Below are 21,275 nucleotides of genomic sequence, written 5' to 3'. Positions count from 1 at the left end.
TGCCATGAAAAGCGAAGGCGAAGTGATGGGCGATCGGCTGGCCAAGAGCTCAGCGATCCAGCCCGCCACGTCGATGGCACCTGGTCTGCTGGCCGGTCCAAGCGGACGGTTCGTCGGGCGGAGGCCCGCGAGGGCCGCTTCAGTTACTTGCTCGTGGGATCTACGGGGGCTTCGGAGCCGCTGCGGGGTCGGCGGACGGCTCTCACCTTGCCGCTGTTTCCACCGCCGCAGAAAAACTGATCGCCGCCATCGGACTCGAGACCCGACACGCCTGTTCCAGGCGGCATCTCGAGCTTCTCCAGGACCTTTCCCGTTTCAGGATCTATTCGCCTGACGTCGCTCTCGTCACCTTCCCAGGTGCCGTGCCAGAGCTCGCCGTCGATCCAGGTGACCCCGGTGACGACGCGGTTGCATTCGATGGTGCGAAGAACTGCCCCGGTCTGGGGATCGATTTGATGGATCTTCCGGCCGCGATGCTGCCCCACCCAGAGCGCCCCTTCGGCCCATGCGAGCCCCGAGTCACCGCCGCCGCCAGGCGCCGAGATCGTGGCCAGCACCTGGCCGGTCTTCGGATCGATCTTCTGGATGCGATCTTCGGCGATCTGATAAAGGTGCTGGCCGTCGAAGGCCGTTCCTGCGTGCGCGGCGACATCGATCGAGCGCACCGTCTTCCCGCTCGCGGGATCGAAGGCGTTCAGTCTGTCCCCGGACGCGAACCACACGTGCTCGCCGTCGAACGTAACCCCATTCACCTTGTCGGCGCCCGGAAAGGGGCCATATTCGCGGAGGATTTCGGCTGCAGATCGTTTCATGCTTCTATCCTAGTCACCCGGCAGCGGACCTGGGAGTAACAAGATTGTCGGGAATCCCGGCACGGGCGGGGTCATCCAACGACGCGCTCGCCCGCGACCATAAAACTGCACCTTGCCTGCCGCGGCAAGCTGCTCGAGCGCCCGCTGCACGGTGCGCGGGCTGGCTCCAAGCGCAATCGCCAGGGCAGAGCTCGACCACGACTCGCCGTCGGCGAGGAAGGCGAGCACCGCGGCATGCTGCTCGTCGACGGGCGGCGCCAGCACCGCGAGATCGCGTGCGCAGCGCGGCTTAAGCGCAAAGCCTCGCTTGGTCGCGCTCACATCCGCCAGCGACCGCAGCTCCACGCGAAGCCGCCCGGCTTCGACCCGCAACCGGGCGCGATGCGATTCATCGGCGTGCTTGCCGCCGAAGGCGCGGGCGACGAGCGTGCTCCTCGGCACGTCTGCGGGCCAGGCTTCGCCCAGCGCGCGGGCAAGCGCGAACAAGACCGGGCGCGTCGCGAGCGAGACGACCGTGCCCGCGACCCGCACGACATTGCGGCACGCATCTACGACGAGCGCCCCTGAGGCCAGCAGTGCTTCTACGTCATCGAGCAGAAGTGGGCGCTCCTCGCCACGCGCGATCAGGCGCGCCGCGGGCGTGTTCATCACGAGGGATGCGCTTTCAACCTCGGCTGTCAGCGCGGGGATATGGGCGTCACGCGCGGCGTGCTCGGCCCGAGCTAGCGCGGCGCGCGCCGCTTTCGTCTGGAGACGGCGCATCGCTACTCCCGCGACCGCCAGTTCGTGGGCGACTCTCGACGCGGGCGGGAGCGGTGCGGGGTCGAACCCGGCAAGCGTGCGCTCGGCCTCGTCGAGGCGGCCGATCAGGAGCAGGCGCCGGACCTCGAGATTGCGCGCATGCGCGGCATTTATGCGGTCGCCGTGCTTTTCAAGCGTTGCCCGCGCAGCGTCGAGTGCTTTCGCCGGCCAGCCGAGGTCGCGCGAGACGAGTGCGATCTCGGCTTCGGCGACGACGCACCTCGCGCGGGCCACGGCCTCTTTCGGACCGAAGGCGCGCGCGGCACTCTTGAGGAGAGCCTTTGCTCGAACGAGATCGCCGAGCTGCGCCATCGCGATGCCGCGCAGCGCAAGCGCGGGCGCATCGTCACGCAGGGCGACCCGCTTCAAAGCGCCGAGGGGATCACCTGCCGCGAGTGCGCGCGCCGCGGCGGTGATCAGCGAGTCCATCGGAATCCCGTCACACTTGTCACTCTCACCATTCGATGTCCGGTCCTAATCTATCTCAGGACCAACAACCAGCGCATCGTATCGAAACGCGCCGTATCGATACGGTGTGAAACGACGCAGGACACGAAGGAGAAGAGCGATGACAGGCGATTTCCCCGGGAGGTCCAGCACGATGATTGCCGCTCGGCATGAAATTGCGGATGCCTGTGCAGGAAGCGGCAACGCGGCCACGCTCGGCGCCACCGATCTGCTATCCTTGGCGGCCGCGCCAACATTCGCAATCATGGCGCTGCTGACGACAGTTACCGGTGGTGCGGACATGATCTGCTCGGCCGCGCCGGATGCGTCACCGCTGAATGGAATGGTCATGATGTACTTGCTGATGAGCGCCTTCCATTTAGCGCCTTGGCTGAAGCTGGTTGCCGGCCGACGAAGCGCTGCCCGCCGATCGTGATCCGGCGTTCGCCGCGCGACACACATCATGCGCACGCGAAGTCCAGCCGAACTCTGCGCGGTTGGCGACCCCTCAGGCGGCGCTCCAGGGTCTTGCCCCTTGGATGATCTCTTGAGCGCGTATGGCAAAGCGGCCGGCGAGAGGCCACTTGCTGGCGGCATCGGCCGACGCCGCGCTGCCTGCCCGCGCCCGATCGGCGATGCCGACGAAGATCACCGCGAAACGGAACAGCGAGAAAACGAGGTGGAAGCGTTCCAAAGGCGCAGTGGGCACGGAATGCGCGAAATAATGGTCGAGGAATTCGCGCTGGCTGGGGATGCCGAGTGCAGCATGATCGAGGCCGAGGATGCCGCCATATTCGTCCGGGGTCGAATGCCAGGTCATCGAGCAAAAGCCGAGATCGGCGAGCGGATGGCCGACCGTCGACAGCTCCCAATCGAGAATGCCGATCACCTCCGGCTTCGCGGGATGGAACAACAGATTTCCGAGGCGGAAGTCGCCATGCGCGATCGACACGCGTCCGTCATCCGCCGGCACGTGCCGCGGCAGCCAGTCGGCGACCGCTTCAAGTGCCGGAATTCTGTCGCTCGGCGATTCCCTGAGTTGCCTGGTCCAGCGGCCAATCTGGCGCTCGAAATAGTCGCCGGGCCGGCCGTAGTCGCCGAGACCGACCTCGTCGGGGTGGACGGCATGCAATTTGGCCATCGCTTCGGCCATGCCGAAATAGATGCCGCGTCGCTCCGCTGGCGAAAGGCCAGGCAGCGAACAGTCGTGGAAGACGCGGCCGTCCAGCCGCTCCATCAGGTAGAAGGGCGTGCCGAGCGGCTCGACACCGTCGTGATAGAGCACCGGCCCGGGCACCGGGACGTTGGTCGGTGCGAGCGCTTCAAGCACGCGGAATTCGCGGTCGACGGCATGCGCCCCGCGCAGGATCGGCCCGGCCGGCTTCTTGCGCAGCACCATGCGATGCGCACCATAGTCAACGAAGTAGGTGGGGTTGGACTGTCCGCCGCCGATCCGCTCGATCGTCATTGCGGCGTCGCCGAAGCGGTTCGCGAGAAACCCCTTCAGTGCGGCAGGATCGAAATCCGCATTCGACGGCTGCGCCATCTTTCCTCCCGAGACGCCACCGCGCGTCTTTTATGCCTCGCCTTCGACATTCCAGCGCCAGAAGCCCCTCTCTTCCTCGTCGAGGAAACGGTTCAGCACCATCTTGTGGACCTCATCGGCACCGTCGACCAGCCGCGCCTGGCGAGCATAGCGGTAGATCCATTCGAGCACCGTGTCCTTGGAATAACCACGCGCACCATTGATCTGGATCGCCACATCGGCCGCGTCATGCAGCACATTGGCGACCTGGACCTTGGCCATCGACACTTCCTTGCGGGCAAAGCGGCCGCGGTCCAGCTCCCACGCAGCTTTCATCACCAGGATGCGGCCGATCTCGATGCGCATGGCGAGGTCGCCGAGCTTCAGCTGGACGCTTTCGCGGTCGGCGAGGCGCTGGCCGAAACCGTAGCGCTCGGCAGCGTAGGCGCGCGCGATCTCGACGCAGCGCTTGGACAATCCGAGCCAGCGCATGCAGTGGGTAAGTCGCGCCGGGCCGAGCCGGACCTGCGTCACCTTCATGCCCCTGCCCTCGCCGACCAGCATGTCTTCGACAGGGATTTCGAGCCCATCGAATTCCAGCTCGCAATGCCCGCCATGCTCCTCCGGGCCCATGATCTCGATGCGGCGCAGGATGCGCCAGCCTGGTTGATCCTTGTGGAACATCAGGGCCGACAGGCCATGGCGCGGATCGTCCGAGGTTCGCGCGATCAGAATGAAATGGCTGGCCTCCTCCGCGCCGGTGATGAACCATTTGCGGCCGATCACCACATATCTGTCGCCGCGCCGCTCCGCACGCGTCATGATCATCGAGGGATCCGAGCCGCCGCCGGGGTGCGGTTCAGTCATGGCAAAGGCCGAGCGCACCTTGCCCTCGACGATCGGCTTCAGCCATTTTTCCTTCTGCGCCGGCGTGCCGAGCGCCTCCAGAACCATCATGTTGCCATCGTCGGGCGCTGCCGAATTGAACACCACGGGTCCGAAGATCGACCGGTTCATCTCCTCGTAGCAGACCGCCATGTCCATCTTGCCGAGACCGGCGCCGCCGGTTTCTGGCTTGAGCTGCAGGCACCACAGGCCCGCCATTCGCGCCTTGGCGCGAAGCCCTTCCAGCAACGGCAAGGCGATATTTCCATGCGCGTCATAGGACATCTTGTCGGCTTCGAGCGGCAGGATCTCGCGCTCGACGAAGTCGGCAATGCGGACGCGGTAATCCTCGGTGCGGGTGGGAATGTCGAAATTCATGGACAACCTCTCAGCGATGAAACGAGGTGGCCGCCATCGACCTCTTTGGACGAGATCGCCGAAAAGTATTGGCCATCGTCAAGAAAATCGAGCGAGCGCTCGTTTCCTCCATTGGCCTCTATCCCCTTTTGCAGCCGCCGTCATCCGGCGAAGCGCGGTTCGGCAACGCCTTTGATCCCGAGACCGGTTATTGCGAACAGGCTGCCGCGCAGGACCCCATCGCCAGGGAAGCGCGGCAGCGGCGGTTTTGCCATTGAGGTCACGTAGAGTGTGTCGAGCTTCGGTCCACCGAACATGACGCTGGTGATTTTCTTGACGGGCATGTCGATGATGCGATCGACGCTGCCGTCGGGCGCATAACGCACCAGCCGGCCGTCGTAGACGAGGGCATTCCAGAGGAAGCCTTCGGCATCGACGGTCGATCCATCGGCGGCGCCGCCCCGGCTGGTGTCGACGCGGACGAAGGTGCGCCGGTTGCTGGCGGCACCGGTCGCGATGTCGTAGTCGTAGGCCCAGATCTCGCCGTTCCAGGTATCGGCGAAATAGAAGGTGCGATCGTCGGGGCTCCAGCATGGGCCATTGGAACAGATGATGCCGGAGTCGATCCTGGTGACGGTGAAGTCAGGATCGAGCCGGTAGAGGCCGCCGGACGGGCCCTCTTCCATCGTATCCATCGATCCGGCGAAAAAGCGGCCGCGCCGGTCGACCTTACCGTCATTGAGCCGGTTCATCGGCTTGTCCGGTTCCGGATCGTGGATCAGCGTCACCTCGCCGGTGGCGAAATCGAGCAGATGGAAGCCGCGTTGAAGCGAAACCACCGCGCCGTTGCCGTCCTTGCGCAGCGCCATCGAGCCGATCTTCATCGGCACATCCCAGCAACGGATCTCGCGACCGTCGGCGGTCGCCCGAAACACGCGCCCGTCGAAACTGTCGATCCAGTAGAGGCGCTCCTGTTCGACATCCCACAATGGGCCTTCGCCCAGTGTGGTCTTCACGTCCACCACGACTTCGATCTTCATGCCGTCCTCCTCTGTTTGGCACCGTGCGGCGATGGGCGAGCCGCCTCAGAACGCGACCTTGTCGCCGCCCTTCAATGACAGAATTTCGCGTGCCTCGTCGGGCGTCGCCACTTCCATGCCGAGGCCTTCGATGATCTTGCGGGCAAGCACCACCTGTTCGGCGTTCGATTTGGCAAGCTTACCCTTGCCGGCCCAAAGACTGTCTTCGAGCCCGACGCGGATGTTGCCGCCAAGGGCTGCCGACTGCGCGGCAATGCGAAGCTGGCTGGCGCCGGCACCGAGCACCGACCAACGGAACTGGTCGCCGAACAGCCGGTCGGCGGTGCGCTTCATATGGGCGACGTCTTCAGGATGCGTGCCGATGCCGCCAAGCAGCCCGAACACCGACTGCACGAAGAAGGGCGGCTTCACCAGCCCACGATCGGCGAAGTGCGAGAGATTGTAGAGATGGGCGATGTCGTAGCACTCGAACTCGAAGCGCGTACCGTTGTCGTAGCAGGTCGCAAGTATGTACTCGATATCCCTAAACGAGTTGCGGAAGACAAGGTCGCGCGTCGCTTCCAGATGCGGCTTTTCCCAGTCGAACTTGAAGGTCTCGTATTTGTCGACCAGGTGATAGAGCCCGAAATTGATCGAGCCCATGTTGAGCGAAGCGACCTCAGGCTTGAACTCGGCGGCCGGGCGCACGCGCTCCTCGACCTTCATGTAGGGGCTGCCGCCAGTGGTGATGTTGATGGCAGCATTGGTGGCCTGCTTGATGCGCGGCAGGAAGCGGGCGAATGCTGCCGGCGTCTGGTCCGGCTTGCCGGTCTCCGGATCACGGGCATGCAGGTGCAGGATCGCGGCACCTGCCTCCGCTGCCGCGATCGCCTCGGAGGCGATCTGGTCCGGCGTGATCGGCAGATAGGGCGACATGGTCGGCGTGTGGATCGCCCCTGTCACCGCACAGGTGATAATCACCTTGCCTTTGGTCTGCGCAGCGCTGGGCTTGCGGTTCGTTTCCGTCATTGTCCGAACTCCTGATCCGATTTTCTCTTGTGCGCCGCCAGCGCCATCAGCCGGCGGTCGCGCCAGACCTGCCGTTCGCCGAGTTCTTCCCGCGGCAGCCGCTTGCGGCGGTCGGCCTCGACGGTTGCCATGACCTCGCCCGCCCAGTCGACGCGGCGCAGCATCTGCGGGAAAATGTTCGAATAGATCGTCTGATAGCGCTCGACATAGTCGCGCACGCCGCCCGGCGCATTGAGGTCGATCGTCTCGAACGGACCCATGAACGACCAACGCAGCGCCAGCCCGTCGCGGATGCCGATATCGACATCCTCGACGCTGGCATAGCCGTCGGCGACAAGGCGAAAGGCCTCCTCCAGCAGCGCGCCCTGCAGGCGGTTCATGATGAAGCCGTCGAGTTCGCGCTTCATCACCAGCGGCGCATGACCTGCAGCGACCAGGAAGGCGCGGGTCCTTTCGATCGTCTCAGTGGAGGTCCATGGCGCCGGCACGACTTCCGCGGCCGGGATGAGATAGGGCGGATTGATCGGATGCACGACCAGGCAGCGGTGCCGCCCTTGCAGATGGTCGGTGAATTTCGACGGCAGCAACGCCGAGGTGGAACTGGCGATCACCGCTTGCGGACCAGCCAGTGCATCGATCAGAGAGAACACCTCGCGCTTCACGTCGAGATTTTCCGGCGTGTTCTCCTGGATATGGGCCGCATCGGCCAGCGCTTCTTCCAGCTCCGCAACGACAGCGATGCGACCAAGCACGGCGTCGATCGCCTGTCCCCGCAGCAGATCGTTCGCGGCGAGGTCGCCCAGCACGCCTGCGATGTAATCGTGCGCACCGCCCGCCGCGGCCGGCGACTGGTCCCACATCCGCACATCATGGCCGGCGCGGGCGAAGCTGATCGCCCAGGCCCGTCCGATGAACCCGCTGCCGACAATTGCTACCTTGGTCATGGTCCGTTCCTCAAAGCGTTTCGACATTGCCGTCGACGCCGAGCGACTGGCCGGAAATGTTGATGCCCGCGTCGGACAGCAGGAAGGCGACCATCGAGGCGACGTCATAGGGGCTGGTCATGCGGCGCAACGAGATGTTCTGGAGATAGCGCTCCGTCATCTCCTCGTTCGACACGCCAAGCTGCTTGGCCCGATCGGCGATGACCTTGTCGATGCGCGGTCCCTCGATGATGCCGGGCAGGATGGCGTTGACCCTTATGCCGTGCGGCCCGAGTTCCTTGGCGAGGCTTTGCGTGAAACCAATGACGCCGAACTTGGCCGCCGAATAGGGCGTGCGGAAAGCGTAGCCATGGCGACCGGCCGCGGACGACATCGAGACGATCGAACCGCCGCCCGCCGCCTTGATCAGCGGCACGGCGCGCCGGGCGCAGAGGAACTGGCCGGTCAGGCAGACGTCAATGCAGCGCCGCCAGTCCGCCGGATCGATTTCGTCGACGCCACCGGTCGGCCCGGCGATGCCGGCATTGTTGATCAGCGCGTCGAGCCCGCCGAGCTTTTCCTTCACGGTCTCAAACAGCCGGTCGACGTCGTCTTCGCGCGAGACATCGGCCTTGACCGCGGCGACGAGCGCGACCTTGTCCGGCGCAGCGGCCAGCGCCTCGTCGGAAACGTCGCAGACGACGATGCGCGCGCCGAGCCGCGACAGCGTGTCGGCAATGGCCAAGCCGATGCCGCCGGCCCCCGCCGTCACCAGGACGCGCTGCCCCTTCAGCCCGGTCAGAAAATCGTCCGCCGATAACGGTGCCGCGTTACTCATCGTCCTGTCCTTTCTCATTGCAGCCGCCGTTCGCGCAACGCCATGACAGCGCCCAGAACGACCAGCCCATAAAGAATTGCCCTTGTGGCATAGGGAAGCGTGGTGCCGGCCAGCAGCATCTGCAGCGCCGTGAGCAGCAGCACGCCGCCGAGCATGCCGAGATAGTGACCGCGCCCGCCGGTGATCAGCGCGCCGCCGACCACGACAACGGCGATCGACGGCAAAAGATAGTCGTCGCCCATGCCCAGGCTCGCCTGCCCCGAAAAGCCGGTGAGCATGATGCCGACGATCGCCGCGCAGACTGCCGACAGTATGTAGACCAGGATCAGCGTGCGCCCGACGGCGATGCCGGACAGCTGGGCCGCGCGCAGGCTGTTGCCGATGCCGTAGACGCGGCGGCCGAAGGCGGTGCGGCCGAGCAGCAGCACGGCGAAGACGACAAAGGCGATCATGAACAGCACCACCGGCGTCATGGCAAATATCTTGCCGGTCATGAACCAGCGCAGCATCGGCGAGGAGAAGCCGGCCGGCGTGCCCTGCGAATAGAGAAGGGCAAAGCCTTGCAGAATGCCGTTGGTGGCCAGCGTCATCACGATCGGCGAGATGCCGAGGAAGACGATGCCGATGCCGTTCGCCAGCCCGACGAGGCTGGCAATGACCAGGACCGCCGGCAGCGCATAGACAAGTGCCGCGTCCGACCCGTTGACCATGCCGGCAAGGAGGATGCCCGAAAGGCCGATCGTCCACGGCACCGACAGGTCGAGCCCGCCGGTGAGGATCACGCTGCCTTGCCCCAGTGCGAGGATGGCGAGGAAGCTCGACAGCACGAATAGCGAATTCCAGTAGGTGATGTTGAAGACGGCGCGTCCGAGCCAGATCTGGGTGACGATCACGACAACGGCCAGGCAGACATAGGCCGGCGCGGCATAGCGCAGCGTCTCGGCATTGCGGACGTGGAAGGGCGGTCGCGGCACCGGCTGGTCGCCGGCGCTGTCCCGCGCGATCCTCAGCCGCCGGTCGATGCGATCGATCTGCGACGGCAGCATTTCGGCGCGCCACGCGGCCAGCCGCGCCCGCGCGGCGCGGAACTGGCGAGCCAGAACGGAGCCATGCGACAGCGAGCCGGCAAGCACCGCAAGGATCAGGATCGTGCCCTCGGCGATGGTCGAATAATAGGCCGAGACGTTGAGCACGAGCAGGATGTTGACGACCATCATCAGAATGTAGGCGCCGAACACGGTGCCGACCGGCCCGCCCTGCCCGCCGCCCAGCCTCGTGCCGCCGACGACGACCGCCGCAAACATCGACAACAGCAGCGGGTTGCCGACGAGCGGATCGCCGCTGCCGGTCTGGGCGCTGATGAAGACGCCCGCAAGCCCGTAGCAGCCGCCGGCAACGACATAGACGAGGAAGCGGACGAGAACGACGCGCACACCGACGGAGGCAGCCGCATCCGGATCGCTGCCGACCGCATAGAGAGCCGTCCCAAAGCGCGTCCCCTTCAGCCAGAACCAGGCGAGCAGGACGACGGCGATCACCACCAGCGGCATCGGCAGCCAGCCCTCGACCGCATCGCCGAGATAGAAGGCGCCAAGATCGGGCGAGACGAAGCCGCCCGGCTTGTCCATGACCAGCAACGTGATGCCTTGCAGGATGAACATGGTCGACAGCGTGACGACGATCGGTTGCATGCGCAGGACGGCGATGAAAAAGCCGTTGAAGGCGCCGACCGACATGCCGACGCCAATTCCCAGCAGCGTCCACAGGACAACGCTCGAACCGGTCGCCATCGGATCCATGCCCGTCGCCAGGACGACGTTGACCAGCGAGATCACCGCACCGGCGGACAGGTCGAAGCCGCCGGACAGGATGACCAGGGTCTGGCCGATTGCCGCCAGCGCCGAGGTCGCGCCGCCGCTCGAGAGGAACGAAATGTCGAAATAGGTGAGCCGCCCGGCGCTGACCAGATCGACGACGAGCAAAAGCGCCGCGAAGACGACCGCGGCGATGATCGCACCGCTGTGCCGCGACAGGAGCCGCGACAAGGTTCCGGCCGGCGCGCCGGCGGGGGAACTGATCGCGCTCATTCAGCCGCCTCTCGAACCGCATCGCCATGGCCCAGCGCCGGCCTCATGATCGCACTTTCGGAAATATCCTCGCCCGCAAGCTCCGCCACCAACCGGCCGTCGTAGAGGACGAGCACCCGGTCGCATTGATGGACGAGTTCGGGAATTTCGGTCGAATGCAGAAGGATCGAGCCGCCGGCCGCCACATAGTCGCGCATCATCACATAGAGCTCGTGCTTGGTGCCGACGTCGATGCCGCGGGTAGGGTCGAAGAGCAGCAGGATGCGGCTTTCGGCGACCAGCCATTTCGCGATGGCGATCTTCTGCTGGTTGCCGCCCGAAAACGCCCCTGCCCTCGTCCACATGGCGCGGCGGTCGACCTCGACTGTCGAAAAGGCGGATTGCACGGCGCGTGCTTCCTTGTCCTCCCGGATCAGGCCAAACCGCGTGAAGCGCGCGACGACCGGCAGCGATGCGTTCTGCCGGCCCGGGAGTTTCAGGAACAGGCCCTCGGTCTTGCGGTCCTCCGGCACCAGCCCGATCGCCATATTGGGCTTGAGCGCATCGGCCGGCGAGCCGAGCCACACCTTGCGGCCGTCGACCACGACATGGCCGCGTTCGATCTCGGCCATGCCGAAGCAAGCGAAGAACAGGTCAAGCTGTCCCATGCCTTGAAGCCCCGCAATGCCGAGGATCTCGCCCTTGCGCAGGTCGAAGCTGACGCCGTCTAGCTTTCTCCCGGCCTTGAGATCGCGCACGCCGAGCACCGGCGGACCGAAGACGGCCTCGCTTTCGGGTTTCGGCGGAAAGGTCTGGGCGATGCTGCGGCCGATGATCTTTTCGATCACCTCTCCATCCGAGACATCGGCGACCGGCGCGGTGACGATATGACGGCCGTTTCTGAGGATGGTCAGCGTGTCGCAGAAGGCCCGCACCTCGCGCATGCGATGGGTAATGAACACCACCGTCGTACCGGCCGCCTTCAGCCGCGCGATGATACCGCCCAGCCATTCGACGTCGCCGCCCGACAAGGTCGAAGTCGGCTCGTCGAGCAGGAGGATGCGCGGCTTGCGGTAGACGGCGCGCGCGATCTCGATCTTCTGCCGGACGGCAAGATCGAGCGTCGCCACCTCGGCGTCCAGATCGACCGAGAGCCCGAGATCCAGAATGTGCTTGCGGACCGCCTTGCGCGCGGCGGACTGCCTGATCAGGCCGATCGGACCGACAGGCGCGTAGGGCAGCAGGATATTGTCGAGAACGCTGAGATCGCGGACCAGGGTCATTTCCTGGAAGGCTGTCTGCACGCCTTTGGCATGCGCGGCGCGCGGCGAGCCGAGCGGCGCCGGTTGGCCCAGGATGGTAATTTGCCCCTCGTCGGGCCGCACCAGTCCCGAGAGCAGCTTGACCAGCGTGGACTTGCCGGCGCCGTTCTCGCCGAGCAGGGCGTGCACGCTGCCCGATGCGATCTCGAAGGAAACGCCGTCGAGGGCGATTGTGGCGCCGAACGCCTTGCGGACGCCCTCTATGCCGACAGCAGTCAAATGCGCTGTTGCGTTCATAATTCCCGATTCCCGACCGCCCTTTCATGAAGGCGGCGCATGGAGCGATTGAAATGCCCCACGCGCCGCTTCGGAGAGCTCACTCCTCGGGCTGGCCGACAAGCGCGGCGGCAAGACCGATCTCGGGTGTCTGGTCGGAGAAAATCGACGCGAACCAGCCGGGATTGGAGACCAGCGATGGCTTGAAGGCGTTGCAGCCGGCCTTCATCTCCGCCCAGGTGCCCTCGTCGCAGAGCTTGATCGTCTCGTTGGTGACGACCGGCAGCGGCAGGATCGTTTTCTTAGGCACATCCTTGCCTTCAAGAGCCTCGACGGCGAGCTTGAGGGCGAGTGCGCCGGAATAAGGCGGTGACGCGTAGGAAATGCGCGGCGCGCCGAGCGGCGCATAGGGAGAGGCCGCGCCCTCGACCTCGGTGCCCTCCGGCAGCATCTGGATGCGGCCGCCATTGGCGCCCTCGCCGGCACAAGGCAGGAGTTCATTGGTCTTCTTGCCGGCCTCGAGCTGCATCGAATTGGCGGTGAAGCAGCCGACCTGCATCCATAGCCCATCGATGTCGTCCCAGCTGCGCGTCGCCAGGATCTTCGAGAGCTCGGTACGAGCCACCGCCTGGCTCCACATGCCAACCGCCTCGCCGACGATCTTGATATCGGGGTATTTGGCCAAGACCTCCTTGGCCGCCTTGGTGCGCAAATCGTCGACCGAAGTGCCGGGGACGCCGGTCACCGCGATGATGTTGCCCTTGCCGTCGAGTTTCTTGACCAGCCATTCGGCCGTCACCCGTCCTGCCTCCTCCTGGTCGATATGGACGTTGTAGGCGCAAGGCTCGGTGATCTCGGCATCATAGGCGAATACCTTGACGCCCTTGGCGCAGGCATTCTTGACCACCTGGTTGAGCGCAGTCGGCGAGATCGGAAAGATCACGATCGCTTCGGCTCCGGCCTGCACCATCGCATTGACCTGCTGGATCTGGCGCTGCGCATTCGGCCCCGCCACCTGAACCTGAAGATCGACCTTGTCGGCCATGCTCTTGTGCGAGGCCATGGCCTTGACCATGTTTGCGGCCTCGGCCTGCCAGTCGTTGCCGATGAAGCTCATGCTCAGAAAGATCTTGTGCTTTTCGGCCGCCTCGGCGGCGGACACCCCACAAGCGCAAACAACCATGCCAGCCAGCAGCGCGAGCCGCCGGGCTTTCGATCCGATACCCATTCGAAACTCCTCCCAATTCAGACGACCGAACGCCTCCCAAGAGCCACCAACGCAGCCCCTTGTCATTCGATGTGGCCGACCGTATCATGATTTGATCAAAGATCAATGATAAGAATGGCTTAATATCAAAACCGGGATGCGCTGGCGCTTGACGTGGCAATACGAACCTTGCATTCGGGGTGCAGGCGCCGGATGCAGCGACAGCGTCGCCCTTGCGCGGGAAGGTTAATGCATATGGCTGGGGCAGCGTTCAGGAGGCCGGGTGTCGAGATCACTCCCCTGTCCAGGGATACCCTGCAGGAGAGGGTCTATCGCCATGTCACCGAACTGATCCTCGACGGCAGCATCGTGCCAGGCGAGATGGTGACCGTGCAGAGCCTTGCCGACGCTTTCGGCGTCAGCCCGATGCCGGTCAGGGAGGCGCTGCGACGGCTGACGGCCGCGAACGCGCTGATGGTGGTTTCGGGCCGCTCGATCGGCATCCCGGCACTAAGCCGCGCGCGCCTCATCGATCTCAGGAATGTCAGGTTCGAGATCGAGGCGATCGCGGCGGCATGGGCCGCGGAACGCATGGACGACAAAAGCATGGCGCAGCTCGGCCAGCATCTGGATGCGCTCCAACAGGCCAATGCCGCCGGCGACGTCAAATCTTACCTGCGCGCCAACTACGCCTTTCATTTCTCGATCTACCGGGCGGCGGGCTCCGAGAACATTCTCAACATCATCGAGAACCTGTGGCTGCAAATCAGCCCTTATTTCAACATGCTGCACGATTCCGGCAACTACTCGACCGCCAACGAGCACCATCAGGAGATGTTTGCGGCCTTGCGCAACCGGGATGCGGAAGCGGTTCGGGCGGCGGTCCGCGCCGACATCGATGCCGCCTTCATGGTGCTGATCGACCTGCTGAAGTAGCGACGAAAGCACTGCCGCTGGTGCGCAGGCCAATCCCTTACTTCAGCTATCGCGAAGAGTCTGTTGCGCAATTCGCCATGCCTGCTCCACATGCCGCCGGGCCGCGGCTTCGGCTTCATCGCCGTTGCGCGACTTGATCGCGTTCATGATGTCGGTCATTTCGGCAATTGCGGCATCGCGCCGATTCACCGAAGCGATGGTCATGGAACGCAGTTGGTTGATGCGGACGTTCAGACCCTGGACGATCTCCCAGGCGATACGCTTGTCGGCAGCATCGAAAAGCACTTCATAGAATTTTGTCGTCGCCCGCATCACCTCGATCGGATCGGCTGAGGCCCACGCCGTGAGCAGTACATCAAACGCGCGCTCAAGCGCGACGATCTGGTCCGCCGTCGCCGTCAGCGCGCAGGCGCGCGCCGCAATGCCCTCCATCAGAGCGCGCAGTTCATAAATCTCGTCGGTACGGCTGAGATCTGGCCGGGCCACGGCGGGTCCGTGACCTGGTATCATCTGGACCAGGCCCTCGGTCTCCAACTGCCGCAGAACTTCGCGCACCACCGAGCGACTGACGCCGAGCTGGTCGCAAAGCGGCCGTTCGACCAACCTTTCGCCGGGTTGGAAGTGAAACCCCATGATCGCGTCGCGCATGCGCTCCAGCGCCAGTGTTCTGAGCGTCTTGGTGGATCGTTCGATCCTGAGTGTGTCGTCGGCCAATTCATCTACTCCCACCATCCGCAAGGAAACAGATTCGACGATCCGTTGACAAGGGATTTGGTCTTCAATAGTATGGTATACCATAAGACGACAGGGGCAAAAGGTGACTTTTCCGGATGCCCTCCCGATCGACCACCGAGGATTTGATGAAGCCGGCCATCCGAAAGATCGTCACCTATATCGAGAACACGCTGATCGAAGGCGGCAAGGCGGCCCCACGGCCGCTGCGCCTGATCGGCGTGGCGGCGGTGCTCGACAATCCCTGGGCCGGGCGCGGTTTCACCGAGGACCTTTCTCCCGAGATCCGCGCCTATGCGCCGGTCTTGGGGGAAGTGCTGACCGGTGAAATCCTCGCAGTGGCGGGATCTGGCGAAGCGATCGAAGGCTACGGCAAGGCCGCAATCTGCGGCACGTCGGGCGAGGTCGAGCATGCCTCGGCACTCATCCACACGCTGCATTTCGGCAACCACTATCGGCGTGCCGTTGGCGCCAAAACCTATCTTGCCTTCACCAATCTGCGCGGTGGACCCAATACGCCGATCATGATCCCGCTCATGGACAAGAACGATGAAGGCCGACGTTCGCACTACCTGACGGTGCATTTCCAGATCGGCGACGCGCCGGCGCCGGACGAGCTGGTGGTGGCGCTTGGCGCCTCGATCGGCGGGCGACCGCACCATCGCATCGGCGACCGCTACCAGGATCTCAAGGAGGTCGGCGATCTGCATGGTTGAGCCGACGGCTCCTGGCTGGCATCGCGGAACGGCGCCTGACGGCACCGGCTTCATCCGTACCGGATCGGGCGCGCCGGTCCTCCTCATCCATGGCGTCGGCATGAACGCGGCGATCTGGGGGCCCCAGGTCGCGCTGATGAAGGGCAGATGGGACGTGATCGCGATCGACATGCTGGGACATGGCCCGTCGCCGCTGCCGCCCGAGGACGCCAGCCTTGCCGATTATGCCGGACAGGCAATCCGGCTTCTCGACTATCTTGGCCTGGATGCCGTCTCGATCGTTGGCCATTCAATGGGGGCGCTGGTCGGGCAGGAAATCGCTCTCAGTGCACCCAAACGGGTCCGCCGCATCGTGTCGCTCAACGCGGTCTTTCGCCGCCCGGCCGACCTTGCGCAGGCGGTACGCGAGCGCGCCGCCGAATTGAATGGCGCGAAGAACCCGTCAGGAACGGACGCAACGATCGCGCGCTGGTTCGGCAATCCGGTCCCCGACACCCTGGCCGAGGCCGCAAGGACGACGCGCGCGGCACTGCAAAGCGTCAACCCGAAAGGCTATAAGCGCACATATCAACTTTTCGCCCACGCGGATGCCGCGCATGGCGATCGTCTTTCCGGTCTCGCGATGCCGGCTCTATTCATAACCGGCTCTGAGGACAGGAATTCCTCACCTGCAATGTCGGCGGCAATGGCGCGCCTCGCGCCACGCGGTCGCTGCGTCGTTCTGGAGGGCGAACGACACATGATGGCCATAGCCTCGCCCGATACGGTCACACGGCGCATCGTCGATTTTCTAGAGAGCAACGACGGCGCAAGCCGATCGGAGCGACCGGCGATGGACACAGCGTTCGACGCGGGCGAATTCAGGCGGGCGCTCGGTTCTTTCCTGACCGGCGTTACCATCGTCACCGCGATCGGCCCGGAAGGAGAGCCTCGGGGGTTCACTGCCAATTCGTTTACATCCGTTTCGCTCGATCCGCCCCTTGTTCTGGTCTGCATCGCCAAGAAAGCGCTGGGTCATCCCGTGTTTTCGACCTCGAAGTGCTTTGCCATCAACGTGCTCTCGGAGGAACAGAGAGCCGCGTCCGGCGTCTTTGCTTCGAAATCGCAGGACAAGTTCTCGGCTGTCGAATGGCGTTTCGGCCCGACCGGCAGCCCGTTGCTCGGCGGATCGGTGGCGACGTTTGACTGTGACATGGAGCAGTTGGTCGACGCCGGCGATCATTCGATCCTCATCGGCCGCGTTCGCGAATTCTCTCACAATTCATCGCAGCCCCTCGGCTATTGCCGTGGCGCCTATGTCTCGCCCGGTCTCAGCCAGGAAGCGCTGGCGGCCGCGCCGCCCGACATGGAGGTCGGCGCTATCCTCGAAGATGAAGGCCGCGTGCTGTTCTTCGAAACCGTCGACGGCTTTTTCGAACTGCCGGCGGGCCGAGGACTCGGGACGCCCGGCGACACGCGAAGCCTCAAGGGACGCCTCGCCGCGAAAGCGATCGAGGCTCATCTCGGATTCCTGTTTGCGGTCTGGGACGACGCAGCAAACCCATCGCGAACGCATGTCTACTACCGCGGCACGGTAGACGCGCCGCACTCCAGCGATGGCCAGGTCCGGCTCGTCGACATCGACAGGATTGCCGGACTGAACATCGCCGACGCCGCTGTGCGCTCGATGCTTGCCCGCTACGTTCGAGAGTGTCGGGAGGATGCGTTTGGAGTCTATGTCGGCAACGAGGTCGAAGGTGAAGTCCGTCCGCTCGCCAAGCCGATGTCCATGAAACCCTCCATTTCCAATCCGGGGTGAACAGAAATGAAGTTCTCGCTCTTCGTCCATATGGAACGCTCGGATCCTGCAAAGCCGCATGCCGAGCTCATCGACGAGCTTGAGGAACTGGTTCTGATGGCCGAGGCAGCAGGCTTCGAGACGGCCTGGATCGGCGAACACCACGGCATGGAGTTCACCATCTCGCCGAACCCGTTCATCAACATCGCCTATCTCGGCGCCAGGACGAAGCGCATCCGGCTCGGCACGGGAACGGTCATCGCGCCGTTCTGGCATCCGATCAAGCTCGCCGGCGAAGCGGCCATGACTGACGTCATCACGGGCGGCCGGCTCGACATCGGCATCGCGCGCGGCGCCTACGTTTACGAATACCAACGCCTGTTCCCCGGGCTCGACGCCTGGGGCGCGGGCCAGCGCATGCGCGAGATCATCCCCGCTATCAAGGGCCTTTGGGAAGGCGACTTCGAGATGTCCGGGGAGTTCTGGTCGTTTCCGCCCACCACCTCGTCGCCCAAGCCGGTGCAAAAGCCGCACCCGCCGATCTGGGTGGCGGCGCGCGATCCGAACTCGCACGACTTCGCCGTGTCCAACGGCTGCAACGTCCAGGTCACGCCGCTCGCCTCCGGCGACGGTGAAGTAACCAGCCTGATGGAGCGCTTCAACGCTGCGTGCGCGGCGCATCCGGACATGGCGCGCCCCGACATCATGCTGCTGATGCACACATTCGTTGCCGAGGACGCCGCCGATGCGGAGCAGCTGACGAAGGACCTGTCGCTGTTCTACTGCCAGTTCGGCGCGTGGTTCCAGAACAAGAAGCCCGTTCGCCAAGGCATATTGGAAGCGCTCACCGACGACGAGATCGCGGCCATGCCGCAATACGCGCCGGACAAGATCCGACAGAACCTGGTTATCGGCGAAGCCGAAGTGGTGATCACCCGGCTGAAGGCATACGAGGCGCTCGGCTACGACCAATATTCGATCTGGATCGACAGCGGCCTGCCACACGAACGCAAGAAGAAGTCCCTGCAGCTGTTCGTCGACAAGGTGATGCCGGCCTTCCGGCACGGGAGGCCGCAATGACCCTTGTGGCCTTCAGGAACTTCATAGACGGGGCGTTCGATCCGCCGACGGCCACCTTCGAAAGCATCGATCCATCAACCGGAGCGCCCTGGGCGACGATGCCGGCCGCGACGGAAGCCGATGTCGACCGCGCCGTCGAAGCGGCGCACCGGACTTTGCACTCCGCCGCCTGGGCCTCGCTGACAGCGACGGCGCGCGGCAAGCTGCTGGCGTGCCTCGGCGACCTGGTGGTCGCCAATGCCGGCCGCCTGGCCGAACTGGAGACGCGCGACACCGGCAAGATCATCCGCGAGACCCGCGCCCAGATCGCCTATGTCGGCGACTATTACCGCTACTATGGCGGGCTTGCCGACAAGCATGAAGGCTCGCATGTGCCTATCGACAAGGCCGATATGGACGTCACCATCCGGCGCGAGCCGATCGGCGTCGTCGCCGCCGTCGTGCCGTGGAATTCGCAACTCTTCCTTTCGGCCGTCAAGCTCGGCCCGGCGCTGGCGGCCGGCTGCACGGTCGTCCTGAAAGCCTCGGAGGACGGCCCAGCGCCGCTGCTGGCCTTCGCGGAGCTCGTTCACGAGGCCGGATTTCCCGCCGGAAGCGTCAGCATACTGAACGGGTTCGGGCACGATTGCGGCCGACGCCTGACTAGTCATCCACTGGTCTCACGCGTCGCCTTCACCGGCGGACCCTCGACCGCTCGCGCGGTCGTCCGCAACACGGCGGAAAATCTCGCTTACACGACGCTGGAGCTGGGCGGGAAAAGCCCGGTTGTCGTTTTCGCCGACGCAGATCTGGACAGTGCGGCAAACGCGGTCGTGGCCGGGATTTTCGCGGCGTCTGGACAAAGCTGTGTCGCAGGCTCCCGGCTGCTGGTCGAGCGTTCGGTAAAGGCCAATTTCCTGGACAGGCTCAAGCGCAAGGCCGAGGCCATTAGAATCGGCGATCCGCAGGATCCGGCCACCGAAATGGGACCGCTGGCAACGCTACGCCAGCGGGAATGGATCGAAAAGATCGTTGCCGAGAGCCTCGCCAATGGCGGGACGCTGGTCACCGGCGGAAAAAGGCCCAACGGTCATCCGCACGGCTTCTACTACGCACCGACCATCATCGACGCCAAGGATACAGGGCTGCCCTGCGTGCGGGAGGAGCTGTTCGGTCCGGTGCTCAGCGTGCTTGCCTTCGACACGGAAGCTGAAGCACTGGCGCTTGCCAACGATACGCCGTTCGGCCTGGCCTCGGGCGTGTTCACCACCAATCTCGCCAAGGCGCACCGCATGGCGCGCGAGATCCATGCAGGCGTCGTCTGGGTCAACACATACCGCGCCGTTTCGCCGCTCGTGCCGTTCGGCGGCTATGGTCAGTCGGGGCTCGGCCGTGAGGGCGGGGCCGACGCCATCCGCGATTACACGCGCTCGAAATCCGTCTGGATACGAACATCCGACGAGCCGATCCCGGATCCGTTCGTCATGCGATGAGGCCGGCGCCGCGGTCGCGCAATTTCATAACAACAAGAAACCAAGCAACCAACAGAGGAGAATGACATGAAACTGATTTTGACCGGCCTCCTGGCCGGGCTCCTGGCAGCCACTGCCGCGCACGCCGATGAAATGGTGTTCACCAGCTGGGGCGGAACCACCCAGGAAGCGCAGACCAAATCCTGGGCTGCTCCGTTCGAAGCGAGCTCCGGCATCAAGGTGCTGCAGGACGGCCCAACGGACTACGGCAAGCTGAAGGCCATGGTGGAAGGCGGCAGCGTCGCCTGGGATGTCGTCGATGTCGAAATGGATTTCGCCATCAAGGCGGCCAAGGATGGCCTGCTGGAGCCGATCGATTTCAGCGTCGTGCCGAAAGCCGATCTCGATCCTCGCTTCACCACCGACCATGCCGTCGGCAGCTTCTACTACTCATTCGTTCTTGCCTGGAACAAAGGGGCCGTGTCGGGCGAACCGACGGGCTGGGCCGACATGTTCGACCTGACGAAATTTCCCGGTAAGCGCACCTTTTATAAATGGTCGGCGCCGGGCGTCATCGAGATCGCGCTTTTGGCCGATGGAGTGCCTGCGGACAAGCTCTACCCGCTCGACCTCGACCGGGCTTTCAAGAAACTCGACACGATCAAGCCGGAAATCGTCTGGTGGGACAGCGGCGCGCAGTCGCAACAGCTGATCGCTTCCGGTGAAGCGGCCTTCGGCCAGCTCTGGAACGGACGCGTCTTCGCCCTCGAGCAGGACGGCGCCGATGTCGGCGCATCCTGGAATCAGAACATGACCGCCGCCGACGTACTCGTCATCCCCAAAGGTTCTAAGAACAAGGCGAGCGCCATGAAATTCCTGGCCACCGCGACAAGCCCGAAAAGCCAGGCAATGTTTGCCGAAGCTAGCGGCTACGCACCCATCAATACTGCAGCCAAGGCCGAAATGCCGGCCGATGTCGTCAAGTCGCTACCGGACGCCTATGTCGACGGGCAGATCGACCTCGACATGAACTACTGGGCTGAAAACCGCGACGCGATCGCGGAGCGCTGGTACGCCTGGCAGGCCAAATAGCCGCTGACTTCACCTGTGAACCGGCGGGACGCTGCAAGGCGTCC

The 21,275-nt window shown here is 64.4% G+C and carries 19 protein-coding genes; 7 read left to right on the top strand and 12 right to left on the bottom strand.

Annotated elements, in window-relative coordinates; all coding sequences use genetic code 11:
- Positions 1–143: 143 nt before the first annotated feature.
- Both IQ26_RS26780 and IQ26_RS26775 read right to left on the bottom strand, forming a co-directional pair.
- Positions 144–812 (bottom strand): Vgb family protein, encoded by a 669-nt coding sequence (locus tag IQ26_RS26780; protein WP_145721383.1) that lies wholly within the window; start codon positions 810–812, stop codon positions 144–146.
- Positions 813–821: 9 nt separating this feature from the next.
- Positions 822–2,042, bottom strand: coding sequence for a helix-turn-helix domain-containing protein (locus IQ26_RS26775; protein WP_145721382.1), 1,221 nt, complete (start codon positions 2,040–2,042; stop codon positions 822–824).
- Between the two features lie 172 nt (positions 2,043–2,214).
- Here IQ26_RS26775 and IQ26_RS40570 point away from each other — a divergent pair, with 172 nt between their 5' ends.
- Entirely contained in the window at positions 2,215–2,496 is a 282-nt protein-coding gene (locus IQ26_RS40570; protein ID WP_240547251.1) for a hypothetical protein, read from the top strand.
- 72 nt (positions 2,497–2,568) lie between these two features.
- Here IQ26_RS40570 and IQ26_RS26765 read toward each other — a convergent pair whose 3' ends face one another.
- From IQ26_RS26765 to IQ26_RS26725, 9 genes are all read right to left on the bottom strand, one after another.
- Positions 2,569–3,606 carry a phosphotransferase family protein gene (locus tag IQ26_RS26765; protein ID WP_145721380.1) on the bottom strand — a complete coding sequence of 346 codons (1,038 nt, stop codon included), beginning with the start codon at positions 3,604–3,606 and terminating at the stop codon, positions 2,569–2,571.
- Positions 3,607–3,636: 30 nt separating this feature from the next.
- The gene (locus IQ26_RS26760) at positions 3,637–4,848 is read right to left on the bottom strand and encodes an acyl-CoA dehydrogenase family protein (protein WP_145721379.1); all 1,212 of its coding nucleotides are present in this window, start codon (positions 4,846–4,848) and stop codon (positions 3,637–3,639) included.
- Positions 4,849–4,988: 140 nt separating this feature from the next.
- The gene (locus IQ26_RS26755) at positions 4,989–5,867 is read right to left on the bottom strand and encodes an SMP-30/gluconolactonase/LRE family protein (protein WP_145721378.1); all 879 of its coding nucleotides are present in this window, start codon (positions 5,865–5,867) and stop codon (positions 4,989–4,991) included.
- Between the two features lie 45 nt (positions 5,868–5,912).
- Positions 5,913–6,875 (bottom strand): 3,5-dioxohexanoate:acetyl-CoA acetone transferase, encoded by a 963-nt coding sequence (gene kce, locus IQ26_RS26750; protein ID WP_145721377.1) that lies wholly within the window; start codon positions 6,873–6,875, stop codon positions 5,913–5,915.
- On the bottom strand, positions 6,872–7,819 hold the full coding sequence (locus IQ26_RS26745) for a 3-hydroxyacyl-CoA dehydrogenase (RefSeq protein ID WP_145721376.1): 948 nt from the start codon (positions 7,817–7,819) through the stop codon (positions 6,872–6,874). Before IQ26_RS26745 ends, kce begins: the two co-directional genes overlap by 4 nt.
- 10 nt (positions 7,820–7,829) lie before the next feature.
- Complete coding sequence (locus tag IQ26_RS26740) at positions 7,830–8,636, bottom strand: SDR family oxidoreductase (RefSeq protein WP_145721375.1); 807 nt, start codon at positions 8,634–8,636, stop codon at positions 7,830–7,832.
- 14 nt (positions 8,637–8,650) lie between these two features.
- Positions 8,651–10,723 (bottom strand): ABC transporter permease, encoded by a 2,073-nt coding sequence (locus tag IQ26_RS26735; RefSeq protein WP_145721374.1) that lies wholly within the window; start codon positions 10,721–10,723, stop codon positions 8,651–8,653.
- Positions 10,720–12,261: a sugar ABC transporter ATP-binding protein gene (locus IQ26_RS26730; RefSeq protein ID WP_145721373.1), complete on the bottom strand. Its 1,542-nt coding sequence runs from the start codon at positions 12,259–12,261 to the stop codon at positions 10,720–10,722. The genes IQ26_RS26735 and IQ26_RS26730 overlap by 4 nt, the downstream gene beginning before the upstream one ends.
- A gap of 79 nt (positions 12,262–12,340) precedes the next feature.
- The gene (locus tag IQ26_RS26725; protein ID WP_145721372.1) at positions 12,341–13,468 is read right to left on the bottom strand and encodes a sugar ABC transporter substrate-binding protein; all 1,128 of its coding nucleotides are present in this window, start codon (positions 13,466–13,468) and stop codon (positions 12,341–12,343) included.
- A gap of 234 nt (positions 13,469–13,702) precedes the next feature.
- Here IQ26_RS26725 and IQ26_RS26720 point away from each other — a divergent pair, with 234 nt between their 5' ends.
- A complete protein-coding gene (locus IQ26_RS26720; RefSeq protein WP_145721371.1) occupies positions 13,703–14,383 on the top strand; it encodes a GntR family transcriptional regulator in 681 nt (226 codons plus the stop codon).
- 42 nt (positions 14,384–14,425) lie between these two features.
- On the opposite strand, the gene IQ26_RS26715 is transcribed toward IQ26_RS26720, so the two are convergent.
- Positions 14,426–15,097 (bottom strand): GntR family transcriptional regulator, encoded by a 672-nt coding sequence (locus IQ26_RS26715; RefSeq protein WP_145721370.1) that lies wholly within the window; start codon positions 15,095–15,097, stop codon positions 14,426–14,428.
- A gap of 146 nt (positions 15,098–15,243) precedes the next feature.
- Here IQ26_RS26715 and IQ26_RS26710 point away from each other — a divergent pair, with 146 nt between their 5' ends.
- From IQ26_RS26710 to IQ26_RS26690, 5 genes are all read left to right on the top strand, one after another.
- On the top strand, positions 15,244–15,831 hold the full coding sequence (locus IQ26_RS26710; RefSeq protein ID WP_145721369.1) for an amino acid synthesis family protein: 588 nt from the start codon (positions 15,244–15,246) through the stop codon (positions 15,829–15,831).
- Complete coding sequence (locus IQ26_RS26705) at positions 15,824–17,629, top strand: alpha/beta fold hydrolase (RefSeq protein WP_145721368.1); 1,806 nt, start codon at positions 15,824–15,826, stop codon at positions 17,627–17,629. The genes IQ26_RS26710 and IQ26_RS26705 overlap by 8 nt, the downstream gene beginning before the upstream one ends.
- Positions 17,630–17,635: 6 nt before the next feature.
- Positions 17,636–18,688 (top strand): LLM class flavin-dependent oxidoreductase, encoded by a 1,053-nt coding sequence (locus tag IQ26_RS26700; protein ID WP_145721367.1) that lies wholly within the window; start codon positions 17,636–17,638, stop codon positions 18,686–18,688.
- Complete coding sequence (locus IQ26_RS26695) at positions 18,685–20,160, top strand: aldehyde dehydrogenase (RefSeq protein ID WP_145721366.1); 1,476 nt, start codon at positions 18,685–18,687, stop codon at positions 20,158–20,160. The genes IQ26_RS26700 and IQ26_RS26695 overlap by 4 nt, the downstream gene beginning before the upstream one ends.
- A 66-nt stretch (positions 20,161–20,226) precedes the next feature.
- Positions 20,227–21,231 carry an ABC transporter substrate-binding protein gene (locus tag IQ26_RS26690; protein WP_145721365.1) on the top strand — a complete coding sequence of 335 codons (1,005 nt, stop codon included), beginning with the start codon at positions 20,227–20,229 and terminating at the stop codon, positions 21,229–21,231.
- Positions 21,232–21,275 lie beyond the last annotated feature (44 nt).

Source organism: Mesorhizobium tianshanense (assembly GCF_007830515.1).
GTDB classification, from domain to species: domain Bacteria; phylum Pseudomonadota; class Alphaproteobacteria; order Rhizobiales; family Rhizobiaceae; genus Mesorhizobium; species Mesorhizobium tianshanense.
This window is presented reverse-complemented; position numbering and strand designations above follow the sequence as displayed.